Origin of the sequence: Lysobacter sp. CA196, assembly GCF_052078695.1 — a bacterium.
Classification (GTDB): domain Bacteria; phylum Pseudomonadota; class Gammaproteobacteria; order Xanthomonadales; family Xanthomonadaceae; genus Lysobacter.
In genome coordinates, this window is record NZ_JBQJIN010000019.1 from 59,970 (window position 1) to 82,085 (window position 22,116).

The 22,116-nt window shown below is 68.6% G+C and carries 23 protein-coding genes; 15 read left to right on the top strand and 8 right to left on the bottom strand.

Annotated elements, in window-relative coordinates; all coding sequences use genetic code 11:
- Nucleotides 1-40: 40 nt before the first annotated feature.
- The gene (locus tag ACTOWK_RS16355) at nucleotides 41-721 is read right to left on the bottom strand and encodes a hypothetical protein (protein WP_441331175.1); all 681 of its coding nucleotides are present in this window, start codon (nucleotides 719-721) and stop codon (nucleotides 41-43) included.
- 109 nt (nucleotides 722-830) lie between these two features.
- Nucleotides 831-1,151 carry a hypothetical protein gene (locus ACTOWK_RS16360; protein ID WP_441331176.1) on the bottom strand — a complete coding sequence of 107 codons (321 nt, stop codon included), beginning with the start codon at nucleotides 1,149-1,151 and terminating at the stop codon, nucleotides 831-833.
- A gap of 302 nt (nucleotides 1,152-1,453) precedes the next feature.
- On the opposite strand from ACTOWK_RS16360, the gene sctU reads away from it, so the two are divergent.
- Nucleotides 1,454-2,563, top strand: a complete 1,110-nt coding sequence (gene sctU, locus ACTOWK_RS16365; RefSeq protein ID WP_441331177.1) for a type III secretion system export apparatus subunit SctU — start codon at nucleotides 1,454-1,456, stop codon at nucleotides 2,561-2,563.
- A gap of 539 nt (nucleotides 2,564-3,102) precedes the next feature.
- Here sctU and sctT read toward each other — a convergent pair.
- From sctT to ACTOWK_RS16395, 6 genes are all read right to left on the bottom strand, one after another.
- Nucleotides 3,103-3,891, bottom strand: coding sequence for a type III secretion system export apparatus subunit SctT (gene sctT / locus ACTOWK_RS16370; protein ID WP_441331178.1), 789 nt, complete (start codon nucleotides 3,889-3,891; stop codon nucleotides 3,103-3,105).
- A 31-nt stretch (nucleotides 3,892-3,922) separates the two neighbouring features.
- The gene (sctS, locus tag ACTOWK_RS16375) at nucleotides 3,923-4,189 is read right to left on the bottom strand and encodes a type III secretion system export apparatus subunit SctS (RefSeq protein ID WP_031373468.1); all 267 of its coding nucleotides are present in this window, start codon (nucleotides 4,187-4,189) and stop codon (nucleotides 3,923-3,925) included.
- A gap of 137 nt (nucleotides 4,190-4,326) precedes the next feature.
- On the bottom strand, nucleotides 4,327-5,268 hold the full coding sequence (locus ACTOWK_RS16380) for a hypothetical protein (RefSeq protein WP_441331179.1): 942 nt from the start codon (nucleotides 5,266-5,268) through the stop codon (nucleotides 4,327-4,329).
- Between the two features lie 3 nt (nucleotides 5,269-5,271).
- Nucleotides 5,272-6,345: a type III secretion system cytoplasmic ring protein SctQ gene (gene sctQ / locus ACTOWK_RS16385; RefSeq protein WP_441331180.1), complete on the bottom strand. Its 1,074-nt coding sequence runs from the start codon at nucleotides 6,343-6,345 to the stop codon at nucleotides 5,272-5,274.
- Between the two features lie 13 nt (nucleotides 6,346-6,358).
- Complete coding sequence (locus ACTOWK_RS16390; RefSeq protein ID WP_441331181.1) at nucleotides 6,359-6,958, bottom strand: response regulator transcription factor; 600 nt, start codon at nucleotides 6,956-6,958, stop codon at nucleotides 6,359-6,361.
- An 82-nt stretch (nucleotides 6,959-7,040) separates the two neighbouring features.
- Nucleotides 7,041-8,135 (bottom strand): sensor histidine kinase, encoded by a 1,095-nt coding sequence (locus ACTOWK_RS16395; RefSeq protein WP_441331182.1) that lies wholly within the window; start codon nucleotides 8,133-8,135, stop codon nucleotides 7,041-7,043.
- A gap of 141 nt (nucleotides 8,136-8,276) precedes the next feature.
- Here ACTOWK_RS16395 and ACTOWK_RS16400 point away from each other — a divergent pair, with 141 nt between their 5' ends.
- From ACTOWK_RS16400 to ACTOWK_RS16465, 14 genes are all read left to right on the top strand, one after another.
- Entirely contained in the window at nucleotides 8,277-8,744 is a 468-nt protein-coding gene (locus ACTOWK_RS16400; RefSeq protein ID WP_441331183.1) for a flagellar biosynthetic protein FliO, read from the top strand.
- 403 nt (nucleotides 8,745-9,147) lie between these two features.
- Entirely contained in the window at nucleotides 9,148-11,187 is a 2,040-nt protein-coding gene (gene sctV / locus ACTOWK_RS16405) for a type III secretion system export apparatus subunit SctV (RefSeq protein ID WP_441331184.1), read from the top strand.
- A 142-nt stretch (nucleotides 11,188-11,329) separates the two neighbouring features.
- On the top strand, nucleotides 11,330-12,754 hold the full coding sequence (locus tag ACTOWK_RS16410) for an FHA domain-containing protein (protein ID WP_441331185.1): 1,425 nt from the start codon (nucleotides 11,330-11,332) through the stop codon (nucleotides 12,752-12,754).
- Between the two features lie 178 nt (nucleotides 12,755-12,932).
- Complete coding sequence (locus ACTOWK_RS16415; RefSeq protein ID WP_441331186.1) at nucleotides 12,933-13,295, top strand: hypothetical protein; 363 nt, start codon at nucleotides 12,933-12,935, stop codon at nucleotides 13,293-13,295.
- A gap of 207 nt (nucleotides 13,296-13,502) precedes the next feature.
- Complete coding sequence (locus ACTOWK_RS16420) at nucleotides 13,503-13,916, top strand: hypothetical protein (protein WP_051885287.1); 414 nt, start codon at nucleotides 13,503-13,505, stop codon at nucleotides 13,914-13,916.
- A gap of 19 nt (nucleotides 13,917-13,935) precedes the next feature.
- Nucleotides 13,936-14,736 (top strand): type III secretion system inner membrane ring lipoprotein SctJ, encoded by an 801-nt coding sequence (gene sctJ / locus ACTOWK_RS16425; protein WP_441331187.1) that lies wholly within the window; start codon nucleotides 13,936-13,938, stop codon nucleotides 14,734-14,736.
- Between the two features lie 8 nt (nucleotides 14,737-14,744).
- Entirely contained in the window at nucleotides 14,745-15,380 is a 636-nt protein-coding gene (locus ACTOWK_RS16430; RefSeq protein WP_441331188.1) for a hypothetical protein, read from the top strand.
- A 34-nt stretch (nucleotides 15,381-15,414) separates the two neighbouring features.
- Nucleotides 15,415-16,152, top strand: a complete 738-nt coding sequence (locus tag ACTOWK_RS16435) for a hypothetical protein (RefSeq protein ID WP_441331189.1) — start codon at nucleotides 15,415-15,417, stop codon at nucleotides 16,150-16,152.
- Between the two features lie 58 nt (nucleotides 16,153-16,210).
- Nucleotides 16,211-17,563, top strand: coding sequence for a FliI/YscN family ATPase (locus tag ACTOWK_RS16440; protein WP_082639035.1), 1,353 nt, complete (start codon nucleotides 16,211-16,213; stop codon nucleotides 17,561-17,563).
- Nucleotides 17,560-18,051, top strand: coding sequence for a hypothetical protein (locus tag ACTOWK_RS16445; protein WP_441331190.1), 492 nt, complete (start codon nucleotides 17,560-17,562; stop codon nucleotides 18,049-18,051). The genes ACTOWK_RS16440 and ACTOWK_RS16445 overlap by 4 nt, the downstream gene beginning before the upstream one ends.
- 11 nt (nucleotides 18,052-18,062) lie before the next feature.
- Nucleotides 18,063-18,833, top strand: a complete 771-nt coding sequence (locus ACTOWK_RS16450; RefSeq protein WP_441331191.1) for a hypothetical protein — start codon at nucleotides 18,063-18,065, stop codon at nucleotides 18,831-18,833.
- Between the two features lie 70 nt (nucleotides 18,834-18,903).
- On the top strand, nucleotides 18,904-19,758 hold the full coding sequence (locus tag ACTOWK_RS16455; RefSeq protein WP_441331192.1) for a hypothetical protein: 855 nt from the start codon (nucleotides 18,904-18,906) through the stop codon (nucleotides 19,756-19,758).
- 274 nt (nucleotides 19,759-20,032) lie between these two features.
- On the top strand, nucleotides 20,033-20,512 hold the full coding sequence (locus ACTOWK_RS16460) for a hypothetical protein (RefSeq protein WP_441331193.1): 480 nt from the start codon (nucleotides 20,033-20,035) through the stop codon (nucleotides 20,510-20,512).
- Nucleotides 20,513-20,712: 200 nt separating this feature from the next.
- Nucleotides 20,713-21,057, top strand: a complete 345-nt coding sequence (locus ACTOWK_RS16465; protein ID WP_441331194.1) for a hypothetical protein — start codon at nucleotides 20,713-20,715, stop codon at nucleotides 21,055-21,057.
- The last annotated feature ends 1,059 nt before the right edge of the window (nucleotides 21,058-22,116 follow it).

Below are 22,116 nucleotides of genomic sequence, written 5' to 3' on the forward strand. Positions count from 1 at the left end.
GAGTGTCGCAGCGACGCGGCGCGGCGAGCGCAGTGCGCGATTACAGGTCGCGCACCACCCAGCCGCTCGGATGCGGGGACTCGTCGGCGGCGAGCGCGGCCTGGGCGACGGCATCGGGCGACTGACCGGCGCGCCAGGCCGAGGCGATCGCGGCGAGGCGGTCGCGGGTGGCGCGGGTGTAGGCGCCTTCGAGTTCGTTCTGGGCGTCGGCGGCGAGTTTCTGCGGATACAGGGTGCGTGCGTCTTCGCTGCGGTTGAGCAGGGCGATCAGGCGCGACAGTGCGGTGCGGAAGGTTGCCGCGCCGAGTGCGGTGCGCTGAGTGCGTTGCAGGTGCCAGACGGTGAGGTATTCGACCGGGCCGAGCAGGCGCCGCGGCGTGGCGCCGAAGAAATGCCCGGACAGCGAACTCACCGCGACCGGGCCGGTGGCGTCGGGCAGGCGCGTGGCGCCCCACGAGCTCAACGCGCCGCCGGGCAGGTCCATGCGTCGCAGGGCGGTGCCGAAGGTGTCGGCGATCAGGCGCTGCGCGCGTGCATCGTCGCTTTCGGCGATGACCCCGAGCAAACGGATGAACAAGGGATAGCGGTCCTCGCCGAGGCGGCGCACGACGCGCTTGAGCACGGTCAGGCGATACTCGGGGTCGCTGTGCGCGGCGAGCGCGGAGACCAGGCGGTCGGCGCCGGCGCGCAGGGCTTCGGGAGAGGGGGTGGCTTCGGTCACGGCAAGGCGTCGGTCGCGGCGGGCCGCGGCAAGCGCGGCGATCGGACGGGAGGGAGGACTAGCCTAGCCCAGGCGGATGCGCTGCGGCGTCGAGCGCCGCCAGCGAGGTTCAGCTCAGGGAATCGAGGACGGCGTCGGCGCCGTGGTCGGCGGCCGAGGACAGGTCCATCTGGCCGAGCTGATGCTCGAAGCCCGGATCGCCGGCGAGCAGGCGCTCACCGGCCGGAACCTCGCTCCAGGCGTCGGCATTGAGCACGTCCTCGCCCTGGTCGACCGCGGGCGGCGCGTAGGCGGGGACGGTCTCGGCGACCTGGGGGGCGTGCTGGATCTGCTCTTGCGGGGTCGGCTCGCGTCCGCGCAGGTTCTCGAGCGCAGCTTGCCCGTCGAGGCTGCTGCGGTCGATACGCGGGTCGTTGCCGATCGTGCTCATGCGGGGCAGGTTACGGGTGAAGTCGGGGGGATGGGCGAAATGTAGCGCCGGGGGCCGAAGTGGCCAACTCGGGATGACCCTAGGTGGTGGTCGGGCCGTTCATCCCCGCGTCTGCGGGGGCCGCTGCGGGATATGCCGGGAGCGGCGTCAGGCCTGGCTGAGGGCATGCAAAGAAAGTGGAACCGGCAACGCCGCGGGCGCCGCACCGCGGCATGTATCGAGTTCGCATTTGGCGTGTGCCGGCACGACCGTTTTCGCAGGCCCGTGCTAGCCTCGACCCCCTCTCGCTGGAAGGGCCGCGCATGGGGAAGGACCAGGGCGCCGACAAGACCGAACCGCCTACCCAAAAACGGATCCGGGACGCCCGCAAGCAGGGCAACGTCGCCAAGAGCAAGGAGCTGACCAGCACCGTGCTGGTGCTCGGCTGGGTGGTGTGCGGCTGGATGATGCTCGACTTCATGCGGATGAAACTGATCCGCCTGTTCGAGACCAGCCTGAAAGCGATCAACCAACCCTTCGGCGATGCCCTGCGCGAGGTCGGCTCGACCGCGTTCGATACCTTGCTGTGGCTGTCCTTGCCGCTGCTGGCGACGGCGGTGTTCCTGGGCGTGATCATCGAGTTCCTGCAGATCGGCCCGATCCTGACCCTGGACAAGCTCAAGCCCAACCTGGAGAAGCTGAACCCGGCCGAGGGCGTCAAGAAGATGTTCTCGATGGACAACCTCGTCGAGCTGATCAAGTCGGTGATCAAGAGCGCGGCGCTGATCGGCATCGGCATGTTCGTGCTCTACAAGATGCTGGCCCAACTGATGCTGCTGCCGTACGCGCCGCCCGCGGCGATGGGCGCGGGCATCTGGCACGGCCTGATCCGGATCGGCATCTGGACCATCTTCGTGTTCTTCTTCGTCTCCGCCATCGACGTGTGGTACCAGAAGTTCGCCTACACCAAGCAACTGCGCATGAGCCGCCGCGACATCCAGCAGGAGGTCAAGGAGAACGAGGGCGACCCGCACGTGAAGAGCCGGCGCCGGCAGTTGCATCAGGAGTGGTCGCAGCAGAACATGCTCAATGCCGTCCGCCAATCGAATGTCGTCGTGACCAACCCCACCCACATCGCCATCGCCCTGCAGTACGAACACGGCGTCACCGACCTGCCGGTGGTGGTCGCCAAGGGCGAGGGCTACATGGCCGAACAGATCAAGCGCACCGCGGCCGAGGCCGGCGTGCCGATCCTGCAGAACGTCGAGCTGGCGCGCGGCCTGCATGAGCACGTGGCGCTGGACGACTACATCGGCAACGAATTCTTCGAGGCCGTGGCCGAAGTGCTGCACTGGGCCGAAAGCGTGCGCCGCCTGCGCGACGGCGACGACAGCGAGATGGAACTGCCGCCTCCGCTCGACGAGCCGCGCTGAGGGCGCAAGCGGTCACTTGCGACCGCTGCGTGGCCGTTCGCCTCCTCTGCAAAGGGGCAACCGCATTGAGCAGGCAGGTCGCGCTGGCCTCAGAGCCAGCGGGTATGGCCCGCTTTGTCCGTCGGCATGTTTGTCCACGCTGTCGTTGCGAAGGCGGGATGACGCAAGGCAGAGCAAGAGCAAATCCCCCACGTCCGCTGCGCGGCCGTTTGCCCCCTTTTCCAAAGGGGGCAACAGCATTGCGCCTGACAGTCATGGTTGGCTCGGAGCTCGCTCAAGGGTTGCCGATCGGCTCATCGGCATCATCCGGCGGTGCTTGCCGAAGCGCTTCGCATATGCCGAGGCCGTTCCCCGAAGTCTGCGTTGTTCCCCGAGGCCATGCTGTTCCCCAAGGCCCCCGTGTTGTCCCTCAAGGCTCGTTCTGTCCCCCGAGGCCCGTGCTGTTCCCCCCTTTGAAAAAGGGGGGCAGGGGGGATTTGCTCCTGCGTTGGCTTGCTTTGCTTTCCCCGTCCCGCACAGACAACCCGCAGCAGCTCCGCCTACACAGTGAAGACGCGGTTCAAGGCCTCGAGCAAACCGCGGTTGTCGTTGAGCCGGTCGAGCACGATCTCCACGTACACGCCGAGCATCAGCAGGATGATCCAGGTCGCCAGCCAGGCCTTGATCGGCATGGTGATGGTGAACACGTTGAGCTGCGGGGCGAAGCGGTTGACCAGGCCGAAGGTCAGGTCGATCAGCAGCAACACCACCATCGCCGGTGCCGCCAGCACCAGCAAGGCGGTCATCAGATAACTGAACTGGCCGACGAACAGCTCCATGCCGACCGCATGCAGGGTCGGGAAATAGGAGGTCACCGGCCACATCGCGTAGCTCGACAGCAGCAGGTCGAGGAACACCAGGAACGCGCCGCTGGCCATGAACAACCAGGCTGCGAACTGCGACAGGAAGCTGCCGTGCAGCGAGGCCTGGTGGCCCTGGATCGGGTCGAACACCTGCGCCAGGGTCATGCCGACCTGGGTGTCGATGATGTTGCCGGCGGCGCTGATCGCCCAGAACACCATGCCGAAGCAGAAGCCGATCGAGATGCCGATGAACAACTCTTTGAGGATGATCGGCGCCCAGTCGACGGCGCCGAGCGAATGCAAGGACACGCCGTTCACCGCCACCGGGATCGCGATGATGCCCAGGCTGACCATGAAGCTGTTGCGCACCAGCGGCGGCATGTTCTCCGAGGTCAGCAGCGGCAGCATCATGAACGCGCCGATCACCCGCGGCAGCACCAGGCCGAGCGCGAGCATCAGGTTGGTGACCGAATCGAAGCTGATCATGCGACGGTCGCGCAGGGCTCGCCTGCGCGCATCAATGCCGGACCATGCCCGGGAAGTCGATGAAGATGCGGTCGGCGAAGGTGTACAGGGTGCCGCCGATCATCGAAGCGGTGACGAACAAAGTCACCACGATCACGGTGAACTTGATCGCGTAGGCGAAGGTCTGTTCCTGCAGCTGGGTGGCGGCCTGGATGAAGGCCACGACCAGGCCGACCACGGCCGCGGCGACCACCGGCGGACCCGACAGCAGCAGCGTCAGCCACAGCGCCTGTTTGGTCAGTTCGAGCATGTCACCCATGGTTCGCGACTCGGGACTTGGGACAAGGGACTCGGATGCCGGCGCCGGGAGTTTGGTCTCTGGATGGAACCGACAGATGCGGTTCGACCGCTCGTGCGAGTCCCGAGTCCCGAGCCCCGAGTCCCGCTAGACGAAGTTCAGCCGCCATAAGTAAGCACCAACCCATGCACCAGCTTGGCCCAGCCGCCGATCAGCACGAACAGCAGCAGCTTGAACGGCAGCGACACGGTGGTCGGCGACAGCATCATCATGCCGAGCGACAGCAGGATGTTGGACACGACCAGGTCGATGATCAGGAACGGCAGGAAGATCAGGAAGCCGATCTGGAACGCGGCGGTGAGTTCGCTGACGGTGAAGGCCGGGATCACCACGATGAAGTCGTTGACCGAGATATCGCCGCGCGCGGCCGGCGGCAGCAGGCGCTGCGCGCTGCGCAGGAAGAACGCGCGCTCGGCGTCGCTGGAATGCTTGATCAGGAAGCCGCGCAAGGGTTCCTTGCCGGCGTCCATCATCGCCAGCAGGCGCGCGGTGTCCATCTTGCCGCCGCCGCCGAGCAAGGGCGTCGCCGGTTTCTTCGCCGCGCCCGCGGCTGCGGTCGCGGCAGGCGCGGCCGTTGCGGATGCGGCGGCTGCAGGCGCTGCAGCGGTTGCGGGCGTCGCCGTGGTGGCAGTCGCGGCCGGCGTTGCAGCAGTGGTCGCGGCCGGTGACGGCGCGGTGCCGGTAGCAGGCGCGGCCGTCGTCGCCGGCGTCGTTCCCGCTGCGGCCGTTGCCGCCGGCGTCGCGGTCCCGGGCGGTTGGCCCTGGGTCGCGGTCGCGGCGGTGCCGCCGCCGACGCGGGCGTTGATCGCGTCGTGGGTCTCCAGGATCACCGGATACATCACGTAGATCGACAGCACGATCGCCAGGCCGTTGATGACCACGTTCGGCGGCACCTGCTGCAGGCCCAGTGCGTTGCGCAGCAGGCTCAGCACCACCACGATCTTGGTGAACGAGGTCACCATCACCGCGACGAACGGCGCCAGCGCGAGGCTGACCACCGTGATCAGCACCAGGGCCGGCGAGAACGAACTGAAATCCATGGTTCAGCTCCAGGCGATCAGGCGCACGCCGAGGGTGTCGCCGACGGCGACGATCTCGCCGCGCCCGGCGTCGCGGCCGTTGGCGCGGATCACCACGTTCGCGCCTTCCAGGCGCGAGGGCAGGGCGAACACGTAGCCGGGCTGGAAGCCGGACAGTTCGTCGTATCGGCATTCGAGCCGGCCCAGGTCGAACTCCAGGCGGACCGGAACGTCCGGTGCGGTGGGTTCCGCGGACTCGGGGGCAGCGGACTCGGTGTCGCTCATCGCGGAGGTCTCCTGATGCGTGGAAAGGGTCAAGGGCGCGCCGTCGATGCGCCAGCCGTCGGCGGCCGGCGCCAGCGGCCAGGCGAAGCCGGGCACGTGCGCCTGCATCGGCGGCGGGCGTTGGGAGTTGCCGATGACGAGGACGTCGCCGGGACGCAGCTGGCGCCATTGCGCATGGCGCAGCTGTGGGCCGGCCCAGCGGATCGCGATCGGCACCGGCAGGTCGGCCCAGCGTGCGTTCGGGTCGTCGCCGTAGGCGGGTTCGGGGGTTTCGGCGCGGGCGAGCAACTGGCCGACCCAGTTGACCGGCATGCGCAAGGTGCCGCGGCTAAGCACCTGGGCGCCGCCGCCGTCGGTGATCACGAACGACAGCCACAGGCCGTCGAGTTCGGCTTCGGCCTCCGCATGCGCGGCGCGGATCGGGTCGTTGCTGCCGTCGTCGACGATCGGGATCAGGGCGACGTCGATGCCCTGGCTCAGCCGCACCAATTGGGTTTCGTGGGCGAGGCTCCAGGCGAGCAGACGCGAGCGGCCCTGGTAGTCGCTCCAGTGCAGGCCGGTGTCGCTGGCGTTGGCCAGGCTGCTGTCGAAGCGCAGCTTGACCCGCGCGCCGTCGCCTTCCAGGGTGACCAGCTCGCCTTGCACCGACTCGGTCGGCACGAAGCTGAGCCAGCCGCCGTCGCGGGTGGGCCAACGCTGGCGCAGCGCGAACACGTCGCGCAGGGCTTCGGCCTGCCAGGGATGCAGGGAGGGCAGGCGGCCGCGCGGCGAAGCGGCGAGGCCGGCGGCGTCGGCCGAATGCATCGGCGTCATCGTTGCGCTCGTCTCACCCATGGCCCAGCGCCACCTTCATCAGTTCGGGCAGCGAGCGTACTCCGAGTTTGTTCATCATGTTCGATCGATGCAGTTCCACGGTCTTGACGCTGATGCCGAGCACGTCGGCGATGATCTTGTTCGGTTTGCTCGCCACCACCAAGTCCATGACTTGACGTTCGCGCGGGCTGAGCCGGGCCAGACGGTCGTCGCCGGCCTCGGCGGCATGGTTGCGGGCGTTGGCGATGGCGGCCCGGATCGCATCGATCAGGGCGTCGTCGCTGAAGGGTTTTTCGAGGAAGTTGGACGCGCCCTTGCGCATCGCCTCGACCGCGAGCGGCACGTCGCCGTGGGCGGTGACGAACACCAGCGGCAGGCCGATGCCGCGCCGGCGCAGTTCTTCCTGCAGTTGCAGGCCGCTCATCAGCGGCATGCGGATGTCCGAGACGATGCAGTGGGCGCCGCCGCCGTGGCGTTCGCCGGCATAGGCCTCGAGAAACGCCGGCCCGGAGGCGTGGGCCTGGACTTCGAAGCCGGCGGTTTCGAGCAGCCACGCGGTCGAATCGCGGAAGCCGTCGTTGTCGTCGACCAGATAGATGCGTGCTTCGCTCATGGGCGGTCGTTCCCGGAGGCGGCGGGCGAGAGGCGGTCGGCGGGCACGGCGCAAGCGGCGCGGAAGCGTTCGGGCATCGTGCTCAGGTCCTGGCTTCGAAGCGCGGCAGGGTGAAGCCGAACACGCTGCCGCCGCCGTCGCGCGGCTCGAAGAACAGCCGGCCTTCGTGGTACTCGATGATCGACCGGCAGATCGCCAGGCCGATGCCGAGGCCGTCGGTCTTGGTGGTGAAGAACGGCGAGAACAACTGGTCCTGTTCGGCCGGGCTGAGGCCGGCGCCGCGGTCGGACACGCGCACCTCGATCTGGTCGTCGAGGTTCATGCGCGCGTCGATGCGCAGCTCGCGGCGCGCGGTCGGGATCTCGCGCATCGCCTCGATGGCGTTCTTGACCAGGTTCAGCAGCACCTGCTCGATCATGACCCGGTCGGCGAACACCGGCGCCAGCCGCGCCGGCAGGCCGAGGTCGATGCGCAGTTGCAGGCGCTCGGCCTCCAGGCGCAGCAGCTCCAGCACGGTCGCGGCGATCTGGCTGAGGTCGTGGGCGTCGCGACGCGGTTCGCGCGCGCGCACGAACTCGCGCACCCGCGAGATCACCGCGCTGGCGTGTTCGGCCTGGGTGCGCGCGGCCTGCAGGGCGCGTTCGACCTGGACCGGGCCGCCGGCTTGTTCGACCAGGCGCAGGCTGCCGTTGAGGTAATTCATGATCGCCGCGAGCGGTTGGTTCAATTCGTGGGCGAGGGTCGCGGCCATCTCGCCGACCGACATCAAGCGCGAGGTGAACAGGAGTTTTTCCTGGCGGGTCTTGTGCGAATCCAGGGTCTCGATACGCTCGCTGATGTCGATCGCGGTCAGCACGTCGACCTGGCCGCCGCCGTGCTCGGCGCCGCCCCAGTGCAGCGCGTACCAACGGCCGCTGTGCGGCGCCAGCACTTCGCGCGGACGCTCGCCGTCGCCGGCCTCGCCTTGCAGGCGGGCGAGCAGGGCGTCGCGTTCACCATGTTCAGGCAGTGCGCCGAATTCTTCGCGATAGCGCGCGTTGCCGGCGATCAGGGCGCCGTCCACGGCGAACATCGCGCAGGCGAAGGGGACCGCGCCCAACAGGCCGGCGTCGCGGTCCGCGGCGCTGGCCGCGCCCGATTCATCGCTGGATTTGCTACGACGTTTTGCTGTGACCATGCTCACATCAATGCCATGCGCGACGACTCGTCGGCGTGAAGCGACGATCCGCCGCCGTTGCGGGGCGGCCGGGCTGCTACGGTATGTCGGCGCGGCCTCGCCGCTCCTCTCGCCTCGTTACCGGTTCCGCACTGACCCACCATGCCGATACTGCTCCCACTGCGTTCGCTGCTTGATCGTTCCCCGTTGCTGGCCCTGGTCGCGTCGCTGTCGCCGCCGACCGCGCTGGCGGCGGCGCCGGGTGCCGCGCGCGTCGCCGCGGCGCCCGCGAACGTTCCCGAACCGCCTTCGTTCTTCCTCGAACTGCTATCGATCATGCTGCCAGTCGCGGTGGTCCTGGTCGGCCTGGTCGCGGTCTTGTATTACCTGCGCAAGCGCCATGGACTGACCGCGCGCGACAACCCGCTGTCGGTCCTGCAGGTGCTTCCGGTCGGCCCGCGCGAGCGCATCGTGGTGCTGCGCACGCGCAGCGGGCGCGCCCTGGCGATCGGGGTCGGCGGGCAATCGATGAGCCTGATCGCCGAACTCGATTCCGCCGACATCGCCCCGCTGCCGACTGCGACGACGATACCGGAATCGAGCGTCGCCGCGGCCGAAGCCGAATCGTGACGAGTCTTCGACTACGTTAGTCGAACGCAATTGCGCAATTGCGCACGGGCTCACAAAAACAATGATGAATGCGCGCGAATGTAGCCGCCCGAGATCGAGGGGGCGTGATTGTGCACATCCCGCACAATAAGCACCTCGTTCACACAAATGATGACAATCAGCACTTAGTATCGGGCGTCCGAACCGGGATCGTGTAAGGACAGCGCCATGGCTGGGTGCTCAGGGGTACGTGGTAGAGCAGTGACTGCTTTCACCGTTCGATGCAGGGCCGAACTTCCTTCGATCGCGACCCGTGGCCTGCCGCCGCGGGGCCGCGCCGTCGCGGCTGCGCGCCCGAGCGAGGTCCGCTCGTCGATTCTCAGGAACCGGGACTGACCGAATGCGCGCATTGTTGAGCTCTCTGATGGCCGCCGCTCCCGGCGCGACGCCCCGCCGTCGGGCCGGTTACAGCGATATCGTGCTGGCCGTCGCAGCGGTGACGATCATCGGCGTGATGATCCTGCCGTTGCCGTTGGCCATCATCGACACCTTGGTCGCGGTCAACATCGCCATCGGCTTCGGCCTGCTGTTGATCGCGCTGTACATCCCGACCCCGGTCGCGTTCTCCAGTTTCCCCAGCGTGCTGCTGCTGACCACGCTGTTCCGGCTGGCCCTGTCGATCGCGATCACCCGCTCGATCCTGCTCGAAGCCAACGGCGGTCACATCGTCGAAACTTTCGGCAGCATGGTCGCCGGCGGCAACCTGGTGGTCGGCTTCGTGGTGTTCCTGATCATCACCGTGGTCCAGTTCATCGTCATCGCCAAGGGCGCCGAGCGCGTGGCCGAGGTCGCCGCGCGCTTCACCCTCGACGCCATGCCCGGCAAGCAGCTGTCGATCGACTCGGACCTGCGCGCCGGCCTGACCGACAAGGACGAGGCCAAGCGCAAGCGCCGCCTGCTCGAAGTCGAAAGCCAGCTGCACGGCAGCCTCGACGGCGCCATGAAATTCGTCAAAGGCGACGCCATCGCCGGCATCGTCATCATCATCATCAACCTGCTCGGCGGCCTGGCCATCGGCGTGCTGCAGAAGGGCATGACCCTCGGCGACGCCACCCACACCTACAGCATCCTGACCATCGGCGACGGCCTGGTCTCGCAGATCCCGGCCATCCTGGCCACGATCGCTGCGGGCCTGGTGGTCACCCGCACTGCCGGCGACGAGGACGACCGCCACCTCGGCGAATCGATCACCCGCCAGGTCACCGGCCAGCCGCGCGTGCTGCTGATCACCGGCTGCCTGGCCTTCCTGATGATCTTCGTGCCGGGCTTCCCGAAGCTGGTGTTCCTGATGCTGTCGGCGGTGCTGCTCGGCTTCGCCGCCTGGCGCTACCGCCATGGCACGGTGGTGCTGCGACGCGTGTTCCGGGTGCCGGAAGGCGAGCGCGGCGCCGACGACGTGGTCGTCAACGAAGACGAGATCGCCCCGCCCGCGCCCTTGCAACTGGACCTGTCGCCCGCGTTGGCGGCGGTGTTCGGCGAGGCCACGGTGCGCGAGCGCATCGTCGATGTGGCCCGCCGCCTGCGCGACGAATACGGCGTGCCCTTGCCGGTGCCGGTGGTCAAGGTGGTGCCGGCGCTGGACAACGGCGACGGCCTCGGCGGCTATCGCCTGACCGCGTACGGCGCGCGTATCGCCTTCGGCCGTTTGTCGCCGAACGCGCAGTTCCGTCCGGCCCGCAACGGCGACGCCGCCGCGCCCAAGCTCGCCGGCTTCTTCCCGCCGCTGGCCGGCGAATGGACCGGCCAGACCGGCGGCGAGACCCGCGACGCCCTGGCCACGCTGATCGAGCACTGCCGCGCCGCGCTCGAGCGCCGCATGGGCAGCTTCATCGGCATACAAGAAACCTCGAACCTGTTCGGCAAGATGCAGCGCGACTATCCGGACCTGGTCAAGGAGATGCTGCGGGTGGTCGCGCCGCAACGCGTCGCCGACGTGCTGCGCCGGCTGGTCGAAGAGGGCGTGCCGATCCGCAACCTGCGCGATGCCTTCGAGGCCATCACCGACGTCGGCGGGCGCGAGAAGGACGTGGTGCTGCTGACCGAATACGTGCGGGTCGCGCTCAAGCGCGAGATCGCCGATCGCTACGCCGACAGCGAACGCACAATGCAGGTGCTATTGATTCATCCTGAATTGGAGGATCGTCTGCGTCAGTCGGTGCGCGTCGCCGGCGGTGCGACCCAGTTGGCGATCTCGCCTGAACTGGCGGGACGGCTCGGCGCCGAGGTGCGTTCGCACCTGGGCCGTCAGGCCGAGGGCGTGCGGCCGGTGCTGCTGTGTTCACTGGACGTTCGCCGACACCTGCGCAAGCTGCTGGAGATCGATTTCTTCGAACTGCCGGTCCTGTCTTACCAGGAACTCGCACCCGACCTGCGGATCGTGCAGGCCGGCCAGGTCAACGCCTAGGTGAGCGCCAAGACGATGCAACGTCCCAGCCTCCATCGCCAGGTCACCTCCCCAATCCCTCATCGGCCGGTGGGTGCGCGCGTTTCGCGCGGCCCGGCCGTACGCGCCGCCAAACGCGGCCGCGTCTAGACAGGAGTCCGTCATGTCTTCCACCGATATCCATATCGAACCTGTTGAACCTCGTGTCGCCGCCGCGTCGCCCGCGGTCAGCGTGCTGCGCATCGTCTCCGGCCTGCACGCCGGCGCCAGCCGACCGCTGTCGGCGCAGGAAACCCTGTTGATCGGCAGCGGCGGCGATTGCGACATCGTGTTGTCCGATGCCGGTGTCGCCCCGCACCACGCCTTCATCACCCGCATGGGCGGCACGGTCTCGCTGCGCGCGGTCGACGCGCCGCTGCAGATCGACGGCCAGACCTTGAGCCCGGGCGATCCGGCCGAGCTGTCGGCGATGCAGCGCGTCGATCTGGGCAGCGCCTCGCTCGCGGTCGGCGCCAGCGAAGACCCGGCCTGGGCGACGATCCTGCCGAACCTCGGCGAGATGACCAAGCCGCCGCGTTCGTCGATGCGCCATCTGCCCTTGATCGCCGGCCTGGCGGCGTTGTCGCTGGTGTCGGTGGCGATCGCCGCGGCGGTGATGCCGGGCTTCGAGAAAGAACCCACCGCGATGGAAGTGGTGACGCCGCTGATCAAGGAGTTCTCGATCGTCGGCGGCCGCGCGGTCGAGCACGAAGACGGCAGCCTGGTATTGTCGGGCACGATCAAGGACGCGGCGACGCGCGAGATGATCCGCAAGCGCCTGGTCACCAACAACGTGCAGGCCCGGCTCGACCTGCGCACCGGCGACGACATCGCCGCCGACGTGCGCGAAGTGCTGCGCAGCCAGGGCCTGGCAGTGCAGACCAAGTACCTCGGCAACGGCGACGTCGAAGTCGCCGGCCGCTTCGCCGACCAGGACAAGTTCAAGCGCGCGATCGCTTCGCGCGCGATGCAGGACGTCAACGGCGTGCGCCGGGTGATCCCGCGCGACCTCGACGAGAGCGCCCAGCCCGCGGCCGGTCCGACCGTGGCCGCGGCCGACGCCGAACCCAAGAAGCCGGTCAGCACCGCGCCGACCCGGATCGTGCAGATCGTGCGCGGCACCAACCCGCACGTGACCGACGTCGACGGCGCCGAGTACGCGGTCGGCGACGTCATGCCCGATGGCCGCTCGCTGATCGCCATCGGCGACAAGGCCTGGGCCTTGAACAAGGTCAGCGGCCAGGTCGAGGAGATCAAGGCGCAGCCGGTGACCGCGGCCGAGCAGGCCGCGATCGCCGCTGCGGCCGCGGGCGGCGTGCCGGCACCGGCCGCGACGACTGCGCCGACCGGCACGGCGGCGAGCGCCGCTGCGACCACGGCGGCACCGACGACGACCGCTCCGGCCGGCCCGACCGTGGCCAAGCCGGCGCCGGCCAAGACCCTGCCCGCGCAGCCGGCCCAGCCTGCGCCGAGCGCGGCCGGAAAGCCGGCGGCGCCCCGTTCAGCCGTGGCCGAGGCGCCCGCGCGCCCGACCGGCAACCGCCAGTAAGGACGACCACCCCCGGGTTAGCACTAGCTGGTTTCACATTCGGATCATCGGTTAAATCCAAGATCGGCTACATGCACCCTGAGTCCGACCGATCGCAGTTCCCGCATTCAGTATTCAGTGCCATCCGTAGTTCCACGCTAATCAGCGGCCTGAGCCGCTTCCTGCAGGAGAGACGTCAATGAGCAATACGATCAATCCCGGCGCCGACGCCGGTGGCCTGGTGACCACCTTCATCGCCGCGGCGAACAACAACAACAACGGCACCGCCCGCAACGGTGGCGGCGGTACGACCGCAGCCAGCGGTGGCGGCGGCAGCGGCAAGAGCTGGTACGAAGCGCTGTCGCAGGCTTGGGGCCAGACCCTCGACGCCCAGGCCTCGCGCATCACCGAGCTGTCCGGTTCGATCGGCGGCGGCGGCGACCAGCCCTCGAACATGGTCGCGCTGACCGCCGAGAGCCTGCGCATGCAGTTCGTTTCCAACAGTGCGGCGACCTCGCAGAACAGCGTCGGCGAAGCGCTGAACGCGCTGGCCAGGAAGTAATCGCGACGGCGGCGCGACGTCCGCCGCCGTTCCGAGCCGTGGTGTCGTCCGGATCGCAGGATTCGGACGGCCCGGTCCGGGACGAGCGGGCGCGAGCGGCCTTCGGCATCGCCGTGCATTTGCCCGGTGCTGCGTCGCAAGCGGTTTGTCGAGTAGTTTTGTAAAGTCATTTCTTAAAACGGACTTCACCTTTCGGGAGAAAGGGCAATGATCGAAGCCATCTCAGTCGCGGCCGAAGCCGCGCAGCCGGCAGCCGCATCGCCGGCGCAATCGCCGCAGGCCTCGGCCTACGACGTGCGCGAGTTCGCGGCGGCGTTCGACCGCGGCGCCGCGCCCACGTCCCAGGGCAGCGGCACCGCCCAGGCCGGCGCGACCGCGTCCAGCGAACCCTCGCAGGGCACGCGTGCGGTCCTGGCCGCGCTCGACAATCTCAACGGCGGCGCCGACAAGATTGATGCGGCGTCCAAGACCATGTCGGCCAATTCCGCCGACCTGACGCCGGGCGAGATGATCCAGATGACCATGCGCTGTCACGAGTTCATGTTCACCTCGCAATTGACCTCGAACGTCGCCAATCGCACTTCGGACGGCGTCCAGCAATTGTTCCGTCAGCAGTCGTAATTCCAAATCGGGGGAATGCATGGGTAGGGCGTCAGGCTTCAACGCGGTACGAGTCATGGCGGCCCTGCTGGCTTGCCTGCTGATCGTCGGCTGCACACGCACCACGCTGTACAGCCAGCTCGACGAGCAACAGGCCAACGAACTGATGGCGGCTCTGTTGGATGCCGGTATTCCGGCGGAAAAGGATCCGTCGCCGAGCAAGACCGGTTGGGAAGTGATGGTCAACCGCGGCGACATTCCGTACGCGATGCAGGTACTGACCTCGCGCGGCTTGCCGCGCGCGCAGTACCGCTCGCTCGGCGACGTGTTCAAGAAAGAGGGCTTCGCGTCGTCGGCCCTGGAAGAGAAGGCGCGCTATCTGTACGGCCTGTCGCAGGAGCTCTCGCGCACCCTGTCGCGCATCGACGGCGTGGTCGAGGCGCGCGTGCACATCGCCTTGCCCGACCGCGATCCGCTCGGCGGCAACGTGCAGGACTCCTCGGCCTCGGTGCTGGTGTTCGAGCGTCCGGGCCAGAGCCTGCGCGACCGCGAAACCGACATCAAGGTCTTCGTCAAGGACAGCGTCGAGGGCCTCGACGACGTCAACAAGGTCACGGTCAAGTTCTTCACCGTCACCGCGCCGCCGAAAGCGCACCAGGCCGGCGGGCCGTTCGCGGCCGTGCTCGGTTCGATCGATCTGAGCGTGGTCATCATCGGCGCCGGCGTGTTGGTGCTGCTGGGGATCGTGGCGTTCTTCTTCGGTCGCCTGCGTTCGCGCTTCGCTCCGGCGGCGGCCGCCGCACCGGCCTCGAACGCCCGTAGCGGGGTCTGGAACGGATGAGCGCGTCGATGGCGCTGCGGACGATCCTCACCGAGGTCGATCCGAGCTGGCACGGTGCCGGGGCCGATACCATCGATCCCGAACTGCTCGTGTCGGCGCGCCAGAGTCCGCTGGGACGCCGTCTGCTCGCGCGTTGGCTCGCCGCCGATGCGCCGGCCCTGCTCGCACCGCAGCCCGGCGAGGGCTTCGGCGCCGCCGCGCGGCGCTGGCCGCGGGTGCGCATGGCGCGGTTGGTGCGCGATCTCGGCGCGCTGGCCTATGCGCCGGCGATCCGCTCGGAAGTGCGGCGCGAACCGGTGCGCCGGCTCAAGCAGGCGCTCGACAACAGTTATCTGTTGGCGCTCGACAGCCTGGTCTGGGACGGCAAGGTCCAGGCCCAGCTCGGCGCGCAGCTCAGCGCCGAACTCGACGCCGCATTGCGCGCGTCGGAAACCGACCAATTGCTGTTCGACCTGCTCGACGGCCGCGGCCGCACCGAGCTGCGGGTGTGGGCCGAACGCCGCGACCCCGGCCTGGCCGACTGGTCGCGGCTGCTGCTGCCGCGCATCACTCATGAAGCCTCGGCCTCGCTCGGCACCCATCTGCCGCCGGAAGCGGTCGAGCGCCTGTACGCCCACCACGGCGCGCGCCCGCTGACGGCCTGAGCCGCCGCGCCGCGCATCCAATCACGGAATTCCCATGCACGCAGATCCGCTCCAGTCCGCTTCCCCGTCGTCCGCCGCATCCGCCGCGGCCACGGGCATGACGGACGGCGGCGCGCGCAGGATCGAACCGCAGCGTCCCAGCGCGACGATCTCGGTGTTCGAGCGCAAGCAGTTCGAGCGCGCGGTCGCCGGCACGGTGGTGCCGGCCAAGCAGTGGAACGCGATCGCCGAGCTCGACCAGACCCTGGCGCGGGTCAACGCGCTGTACGCCGAGGCCGGCGACGAGATCAAGCAGGCGCGAGAAGCCGGCTACGCCGCCGGCTTCGCCGAAGGCCTCGCCCGCGCCCAGCAGCAGATGGCGCAGCAGCTGGCCGACCTCAACGAACGCCGTGCGCGCGTGCTCGCCGACGCCGGCAGCCGCGTCACCGAACTGGCCTGCGCCATCGTCGCGCGCATCTCGCCGGAGTTCGACGCGCGCAGCGTGGTGCCGCCGCTGGTCATGCACGCGGTGGAGGCCGCGCAGGCCGAGCAGTTCCTGCTGATCCGCGTCCACCCGAGCGTGCGCGAGGACGTCGCCAAAGGCCTCGGCCTGGTGCGCCAGGCGCATCCGGTGGTTGGGGTGATCGAACTGGTCGACGACGAAAGCCTGGACAAGCTCAGCTGCGTCGTCGTGTCCGAAGCCGGCGAGGTGCGTGCCGGCGTGGCGCAGCAAATCGAGGCGATCCGCATCGCCCTGTCCGGCGCCGAGTACGGCGCGGAGCACACCGAATGAAACGCCGCATGGCCGTTGTCGCGATGCCCGGGCCGCGCACGCGGCTGGAGACTGCGCGATGAGCAGCCTGCCGCGCACCATCCTGCAAGCCGTGCCCGCGCCTGCCCAGCAGGACCCGCTGATCGCCGCGCTGTCGCGGGTGCAGCCGGTGGTGCGGGTGGGCAAGGTCGCCGAAGCCTACGGCACCATGATCCGCGCCACCGGGCTCAAGGCGATGATCGGCGAGCTGTGCGAACTGCGCAGCCCGCGCGACCGCAATTTCCACCTCGCCGCCGAAGTCGTCGGGGTGTCGCGCCAATACACTTTGTTGACCCCGCTCGGCGCGCTCGACGGCGTCGCCCACGACACCGAGGTCATCGCCACCGGCCGCCAGGCCTCGGTGCGCGCCGGCGACGGCCTGCTCGGGCGCATCCTCGACGCCAACGGCGAGCCTATCGACGGCCTCGGCGGGTTCGGCCCGACCGTGCAGATCCCGATCTACGCCGCCTCGCCGAATCCGCTGTCGCGCCAGCTCATCGAGCGGCCGTTCGCAACTGGCGTGCGCGCCATCGACACGGTCATGACCGCCGGCGTCGGCCAGCGCCTGGGCATCTTCGCGGTCGCCGGCGGCGGCAAGAGCACCTTGCTCGGCATGCTCGCGCGCGGCGGCGACGCCGACGTCAACGTGATCGCCCTGGTCGGCGAACGCGGCCGCGAGGTCAACGAATTCGTCCACGACAACCTCGGCGAAGCCGGGCTCAAGAAGTCGATCATCGTGGTCGCCACCTCCGACCGGCCCGCGCTGGAGCGCAGCCGCGCGGCCTGGGTCGCGACCGCCATCTCCGAGTATTTCCGCGACCGCGGCAAGCGGGTGATGCTGCTGGTCGATTCGGTCACCCGCTTCGCGCGCGCCTTGCGCGACGTCGGCCTGGCGATCGGCGAGCCGCCGGCGCGGCGCGGTTTCCCGCCCTCGGTGTTCAGCGCCTTGCCGCGCTTGTTCGAGCGCGCCGGCAACAACGACCGCGGCAGCATCACCGCCTTCTACACCGTGCTGATGGAAGGCGAGGACGGCGACGACCCGATCGCCGAGGAAGTGCGTTCGATTCTCGACGGCCACATCGTGCTGTCGCGCAAGCTCGCCGCGGCGTATCACTACCCGGCCATCGACGTGCTGACCAGCCTCAGCCGCACCATGCCGCGGGTCGCCGACGAAGCCCACCAGCGCGCCGCCGGCCAGTTGCGCAAGTACCTGGCCAAGCATCAGGACATCGAACTGCTGCTGCAGCTCGGCGAGTACAAACGCGGCAGCGACGCCGAGGCCGACATCGCCATCGAGAAGATCGAGCCGATCCGCAAGCTGCTCAAGCAGTCCTCCCACGACCTGGCCGACTATCGTCAATCGGTGGATGCCTTGCGCAAGGTGTTCGGATGAAGCGCTATCCGCTGCATACCCTGCTGCAACTGCGCTCGCACCGGGTCGAGACCGCGCGCATGCTGGTGCTGGAACGCCAGCGCCAGGTGCAGGAGCGCCGCGACGCCTGCACCCAGATTCAGGGCGAGATCAGCGCGCTCAACGACGAACGCGCCGGCCAGCGCCTGCGCCTGATGGACCCGCCGCCGCCCGGCATGCCGTGGCCGATGGCGATGACCCAGCGCGAGGCGCACATCGATCATCTCGGCGAACTCGCGCTCGCCGCGCAACAACGGCTGCTCGACGCGCAAGGCAAGCTGCGCGAAGCCGAAGCCTCGCTCGACGAGGCGCGCAAAGCGTTCTTCCGCGCCAAGGCGCGGCTGGACGCGCTGGAAAAACGCAAGGACCTGTGGCGCAAGGAACAGAACACCCTGACCGCGCGCCGCGAGGAAGCCATGAACGCCGATCTGATGCTGGCCACCCGCCAGAACACGAACGGCCCCTTCTGAACGAGGTCGCCATGAGCATCACCCGCAGCTCCTCGACGTCCGATTCCGATTCGGCCCAGCGCAGCGAATCCACGCGCCAGACCGACAAGCCCCGCGAAGCCCGGCGCGAGCCGCCGGCCGAGGGCACCGTCGACCGTTTCCGCAGCCTGATGCAGCAACGCGAAGGCAAGCTGGGCCAACTGCCCGGCCAGGAAGGGCTGGCGCGCGAGGAAGAAGCCGCGGCGATGCTGAAGAAGCAGGCGCAGGAAGGCGGCCCCGGCAACGCCAAGGCCGACGCGCGCCGCGCCGCACATGCCGGCGAGGCGCATGCCCGCACCGTCGCCGAACATTCGCGCCAGCACGGCCGGTTGGAAGAACGCAACGCCGGCAGTGGCCAGGAGCAGGGCCGGCAGGAGCTCGCGAGCCTGCCGCCGGCCGAGGCCTCGGCGATGTGGCAGGCGCAACTGGCGATGCGCGACGCGGCGACCCAGACCCAGCCGAGCCAGCCGAATTCGAACGCGGCCGCGTTCGCCGACCTGATCGAGCGCCACGTGCGCCAGCTTGCGGTCGGCGAGGGCGCCGCCGGCGGCGAGGAAGGCCAGGTTTTGCTGCGGCTCGCCGACAGCACCTTGCCCGGCACCGATCTGCTGCTGACCAAGACCGCCGACGGCTGGCAACTGCGCGCCGACGTGCGCTCGCGTTCCAGCTTCGATGCGATCCGCGACGCCAGCCCCGAGCTGATGCGCCGCTTCGCTTCGCGCAACCTCGGCCAGCTCAGCATCGACCCGCATTTCCACGACTGAGCCGATGCCCGTTCGTGCCCGGCAGGCCGTGAGCCTCCCCGGGTGCGGAGCGGGCCGGGAGATCTCGCTCATGGACCGCCGCATGGCCACCCACACCACCGTCACCGTCGGCGCCGCCGCGCTCGCCTTGCTGCTGCTCGCCGCCTCATCGGGCGAGGCGCGTGCGCAGGATAACGCGCCGTTGATCGACGGCGTCGGCGCCTATACCCATTCGCAGATCATGCGGCACCGCGGCGACGAGGCGGCCACGCCGGCCAATAAAGCGGGCGATAAACCGGCGCCGACCCAGCGCGCCGGCAAGCGCGCGCCGCTCGGCCTCGACAGCCTGACCTTCTCGCCGACGCCGACGGTGACGAAAGCGCTCAACGCCGCCTTCGCCGACAGCCTGACCGGGCGAAGGCCGACCCTCGACCACGCGACCTTGCGCGGCATCGATGCCGAGTTCGTGCGCAATCCGCGCTTCCGCGAATCGCTGGCGCGCCAGCTCGGCGGCGACCGCGAGCGGGTCCTGCTCGCCCTGCAGTCCGGGCGCCTGCAGGCGCAGTTCCAGCGGCGTCTGGCCGAACACGGATATTCGAGCCGCAACCTCGGCGACGTCATCAACGCCTTCATGATCGATGGCTGGACCGTGGTCAACGACGGCGCGCGCAGCGACCACGGCGCCGCCTTCGCGGTGCTGCGGCAACGCCTCAGCGACAGCCTCGCGCGCGGCGAGCCGATGACCACGATGGAGCGCAGCCGCATGCAGGAAGCGGCCGAGCTGTACGGCCTGGTCGCGACCCTGGCCGCGGCGGCCTGGCAGAACGCGAGCAGCCCGGCCGAGCGCGCCAGCCTGCGCGACGGCGTCAACGCCATCGGCCATGGCATCGGCATCGATTTCCGCCGCGTCGCCCTGACCGACCGGGGCTTCGCGCCTCGGCGTTGAGCCGGGGCGCCCGATCATGTCGCGCATCCACGCCTCATCGCCGTGCGCCTCGCGCCCCACCCTGGGGATGCTCCCAGGCTTCCGCGTTCGCGGGCATCGCCGATACTCGATGCCCCCGGCTCGCTCGGCTTCGCTCGCTCGTCGTCGTCCGCCGCCGCGACCGACGAGAGATGTCCGTCAAAGATCGGCGCGTTGCCGCTACCGGAGCGTCGCGCGCGCAGTGTCTACTGATTCGTTATCGCCATCACCGCCATCGTTGCGACAGGAGAGTCCGATGTCCCAGCCCTTCACCCCGACCCAGGAACAGCGCGAGCAGATGTTCGCCGACTTCGAGGCCCTGTTGAACGAACAGTCCGGCATCGACGCGGCCGACCGCGACGCGCTGTTGCACCATTTCGCCCGCGCGCTGGACGAAGCCAAGCCCAGCGACGCGGCCGATCCGCAGGCGCTGATGGCCAACCTCAGCCAGACCCTGGACCTGTTGCAGGAAAACCGCATCATCCAGCCCGGCGATCGCGACGGCCTGACCAAGGCCTTCGAGGAGCCGCTCAAGGACCCGAAGGTGCAGCGCGCGCTCGAGTTCAGCCAGCGCAGCCAGCGCGATGGCGAAGAGAAGGCGCGGCAGTGGCTGGAGACCCAGCCCGACTTCGAGGACGAGGCTTCGGCGAACAGCGGCGGATCGACGCCGGCGCCGCCGCCGACCGGCCTGCCTTCGTCGCTGGGGATCAAGAAACCGGTCAAGACCTACCGCTGAATCGGCGCCGCCGGCGACGCGGGGTGAGGGCGTTCACAAATCTTGCGAAAACGCCCCGCCGCAACGGTTTCGCCCTAGGGAACGCCCCAGCTATACAGCCTTGCGGCGATCCCGATAATTCATCTACAGGCTTACCAATCCCGCTACCGCAGGCGATCTGACCGGGGCGGCTGATCTACCCAAAAACCAGGGAGAGCGTCATGTCGGACAACAACACCATCAACAGCCAGTACGCCCAGTTGTCGCAGCAGAACATGATCGACAGCGCAGGCGTCGACGAGGCCGGTAACAGCAAGCGCGGTGGTCGTTCCGGCGCCGCCGGCGGCGGTTGGCTGGTGGCGTTCGCCACGGCGATGGGCGCGCTCATCGAGAAGGCCGGCCAGTCGCTGATGGACAAGGCTGAAGCGATCGGCGACAAGCCGACCGCTGCCGACTCCACCGAGCTGACCGTGCAGAGCCAGATGTACTCGATGTTCATCAACGCCGTCAGCACCGCGTTGAAGACCATGGGCGAAGCGCAGGGCGCGATGGCCAAGCGCAACTAAGCCGTACACGACCTCGGTCGTACGAACGCCAGGCCTCGCGGCCTGGCGTTTTCGTTTGTGCGGTCGGGAGGCGTCGCCGTCGAGGCGCCGGGTCATGGGGTCCAGGTTGTGGTGGCAAGCCCTGCACTTGCTTGAAAGGGAACGCGCCTTCCCCTGTAGGAGCGGCGCGAGCCGCGACCCAGGGATGCGCAGGGATAACGATGCCGTCGTCATTCGTCGAAGCGGTGCGCTTTAGCAGGGTAGGAGCGGCGCGAGCCGCGACCGTGGGGCTTCAAGCTGGCACGGCCCTTTCGATGTCGTCGCCCTGGCCCTGCCTTGGCTGCTGCCGCTGCTGTGCGTAGCTTTGCACTAGCGAAGGCAAACGAAGACCCGGAGGGCGGCGCGCAGGGATGCGGGCCGTTTTTCATCGGGACAGGGATGTCCCGTATGTAGATCCCTGCGTTGGCGTCGAGCGCGCGGGCCTGTGATTCAAAGAAAAGGGCTCTCCCTGCAAGGGCACAAGCCGGGTCTTCTCTTAACCGGCAAGGCGGCAAAGCAGATCAAAATCGAAGCCGCCGCAGGATTCCGTAACCAACGCCGACGGCTGAGCTAGCGCGGTCGCGACTTGCGTCGCTGCTACCCTCGCTCCGGCCGGATGCGACGCGGAATCAAGACATCATGGTCCGGCTTCAAGGGTAGGAGCGACGCAAGTCGCGACCACGTCCCGTCGGCCTCCGGCGCAGCCTTCAAGCAAGAGCAAAGCTTCCGTCCGCTGACGCGGCCGGGTTACTTTCTTTTGCTAAGCCCAAAAGTCCCACAGGGAGTTCCTTCGGTCAAAGGTAACCAAAGAAAAGGGCTCTCCTTGCAAGGGCACAAGCCCGCACGAGCGATGCATACGCGGGGATGCTCCAGACAGGCCATCCATGGCCTGCTTGCGCACGGCCCGCATCCTTGCGGGCCGCCCTACGGGTCTTCTCTTAACCGGCAAGGCGGCAAAGCAGATCAAAATCGAAGCCGCCGCAGGATTCCGTAACCAACGCCGACGGCTGAGCTAGCGCGGTCGCGACTTGCGTCGCTCCT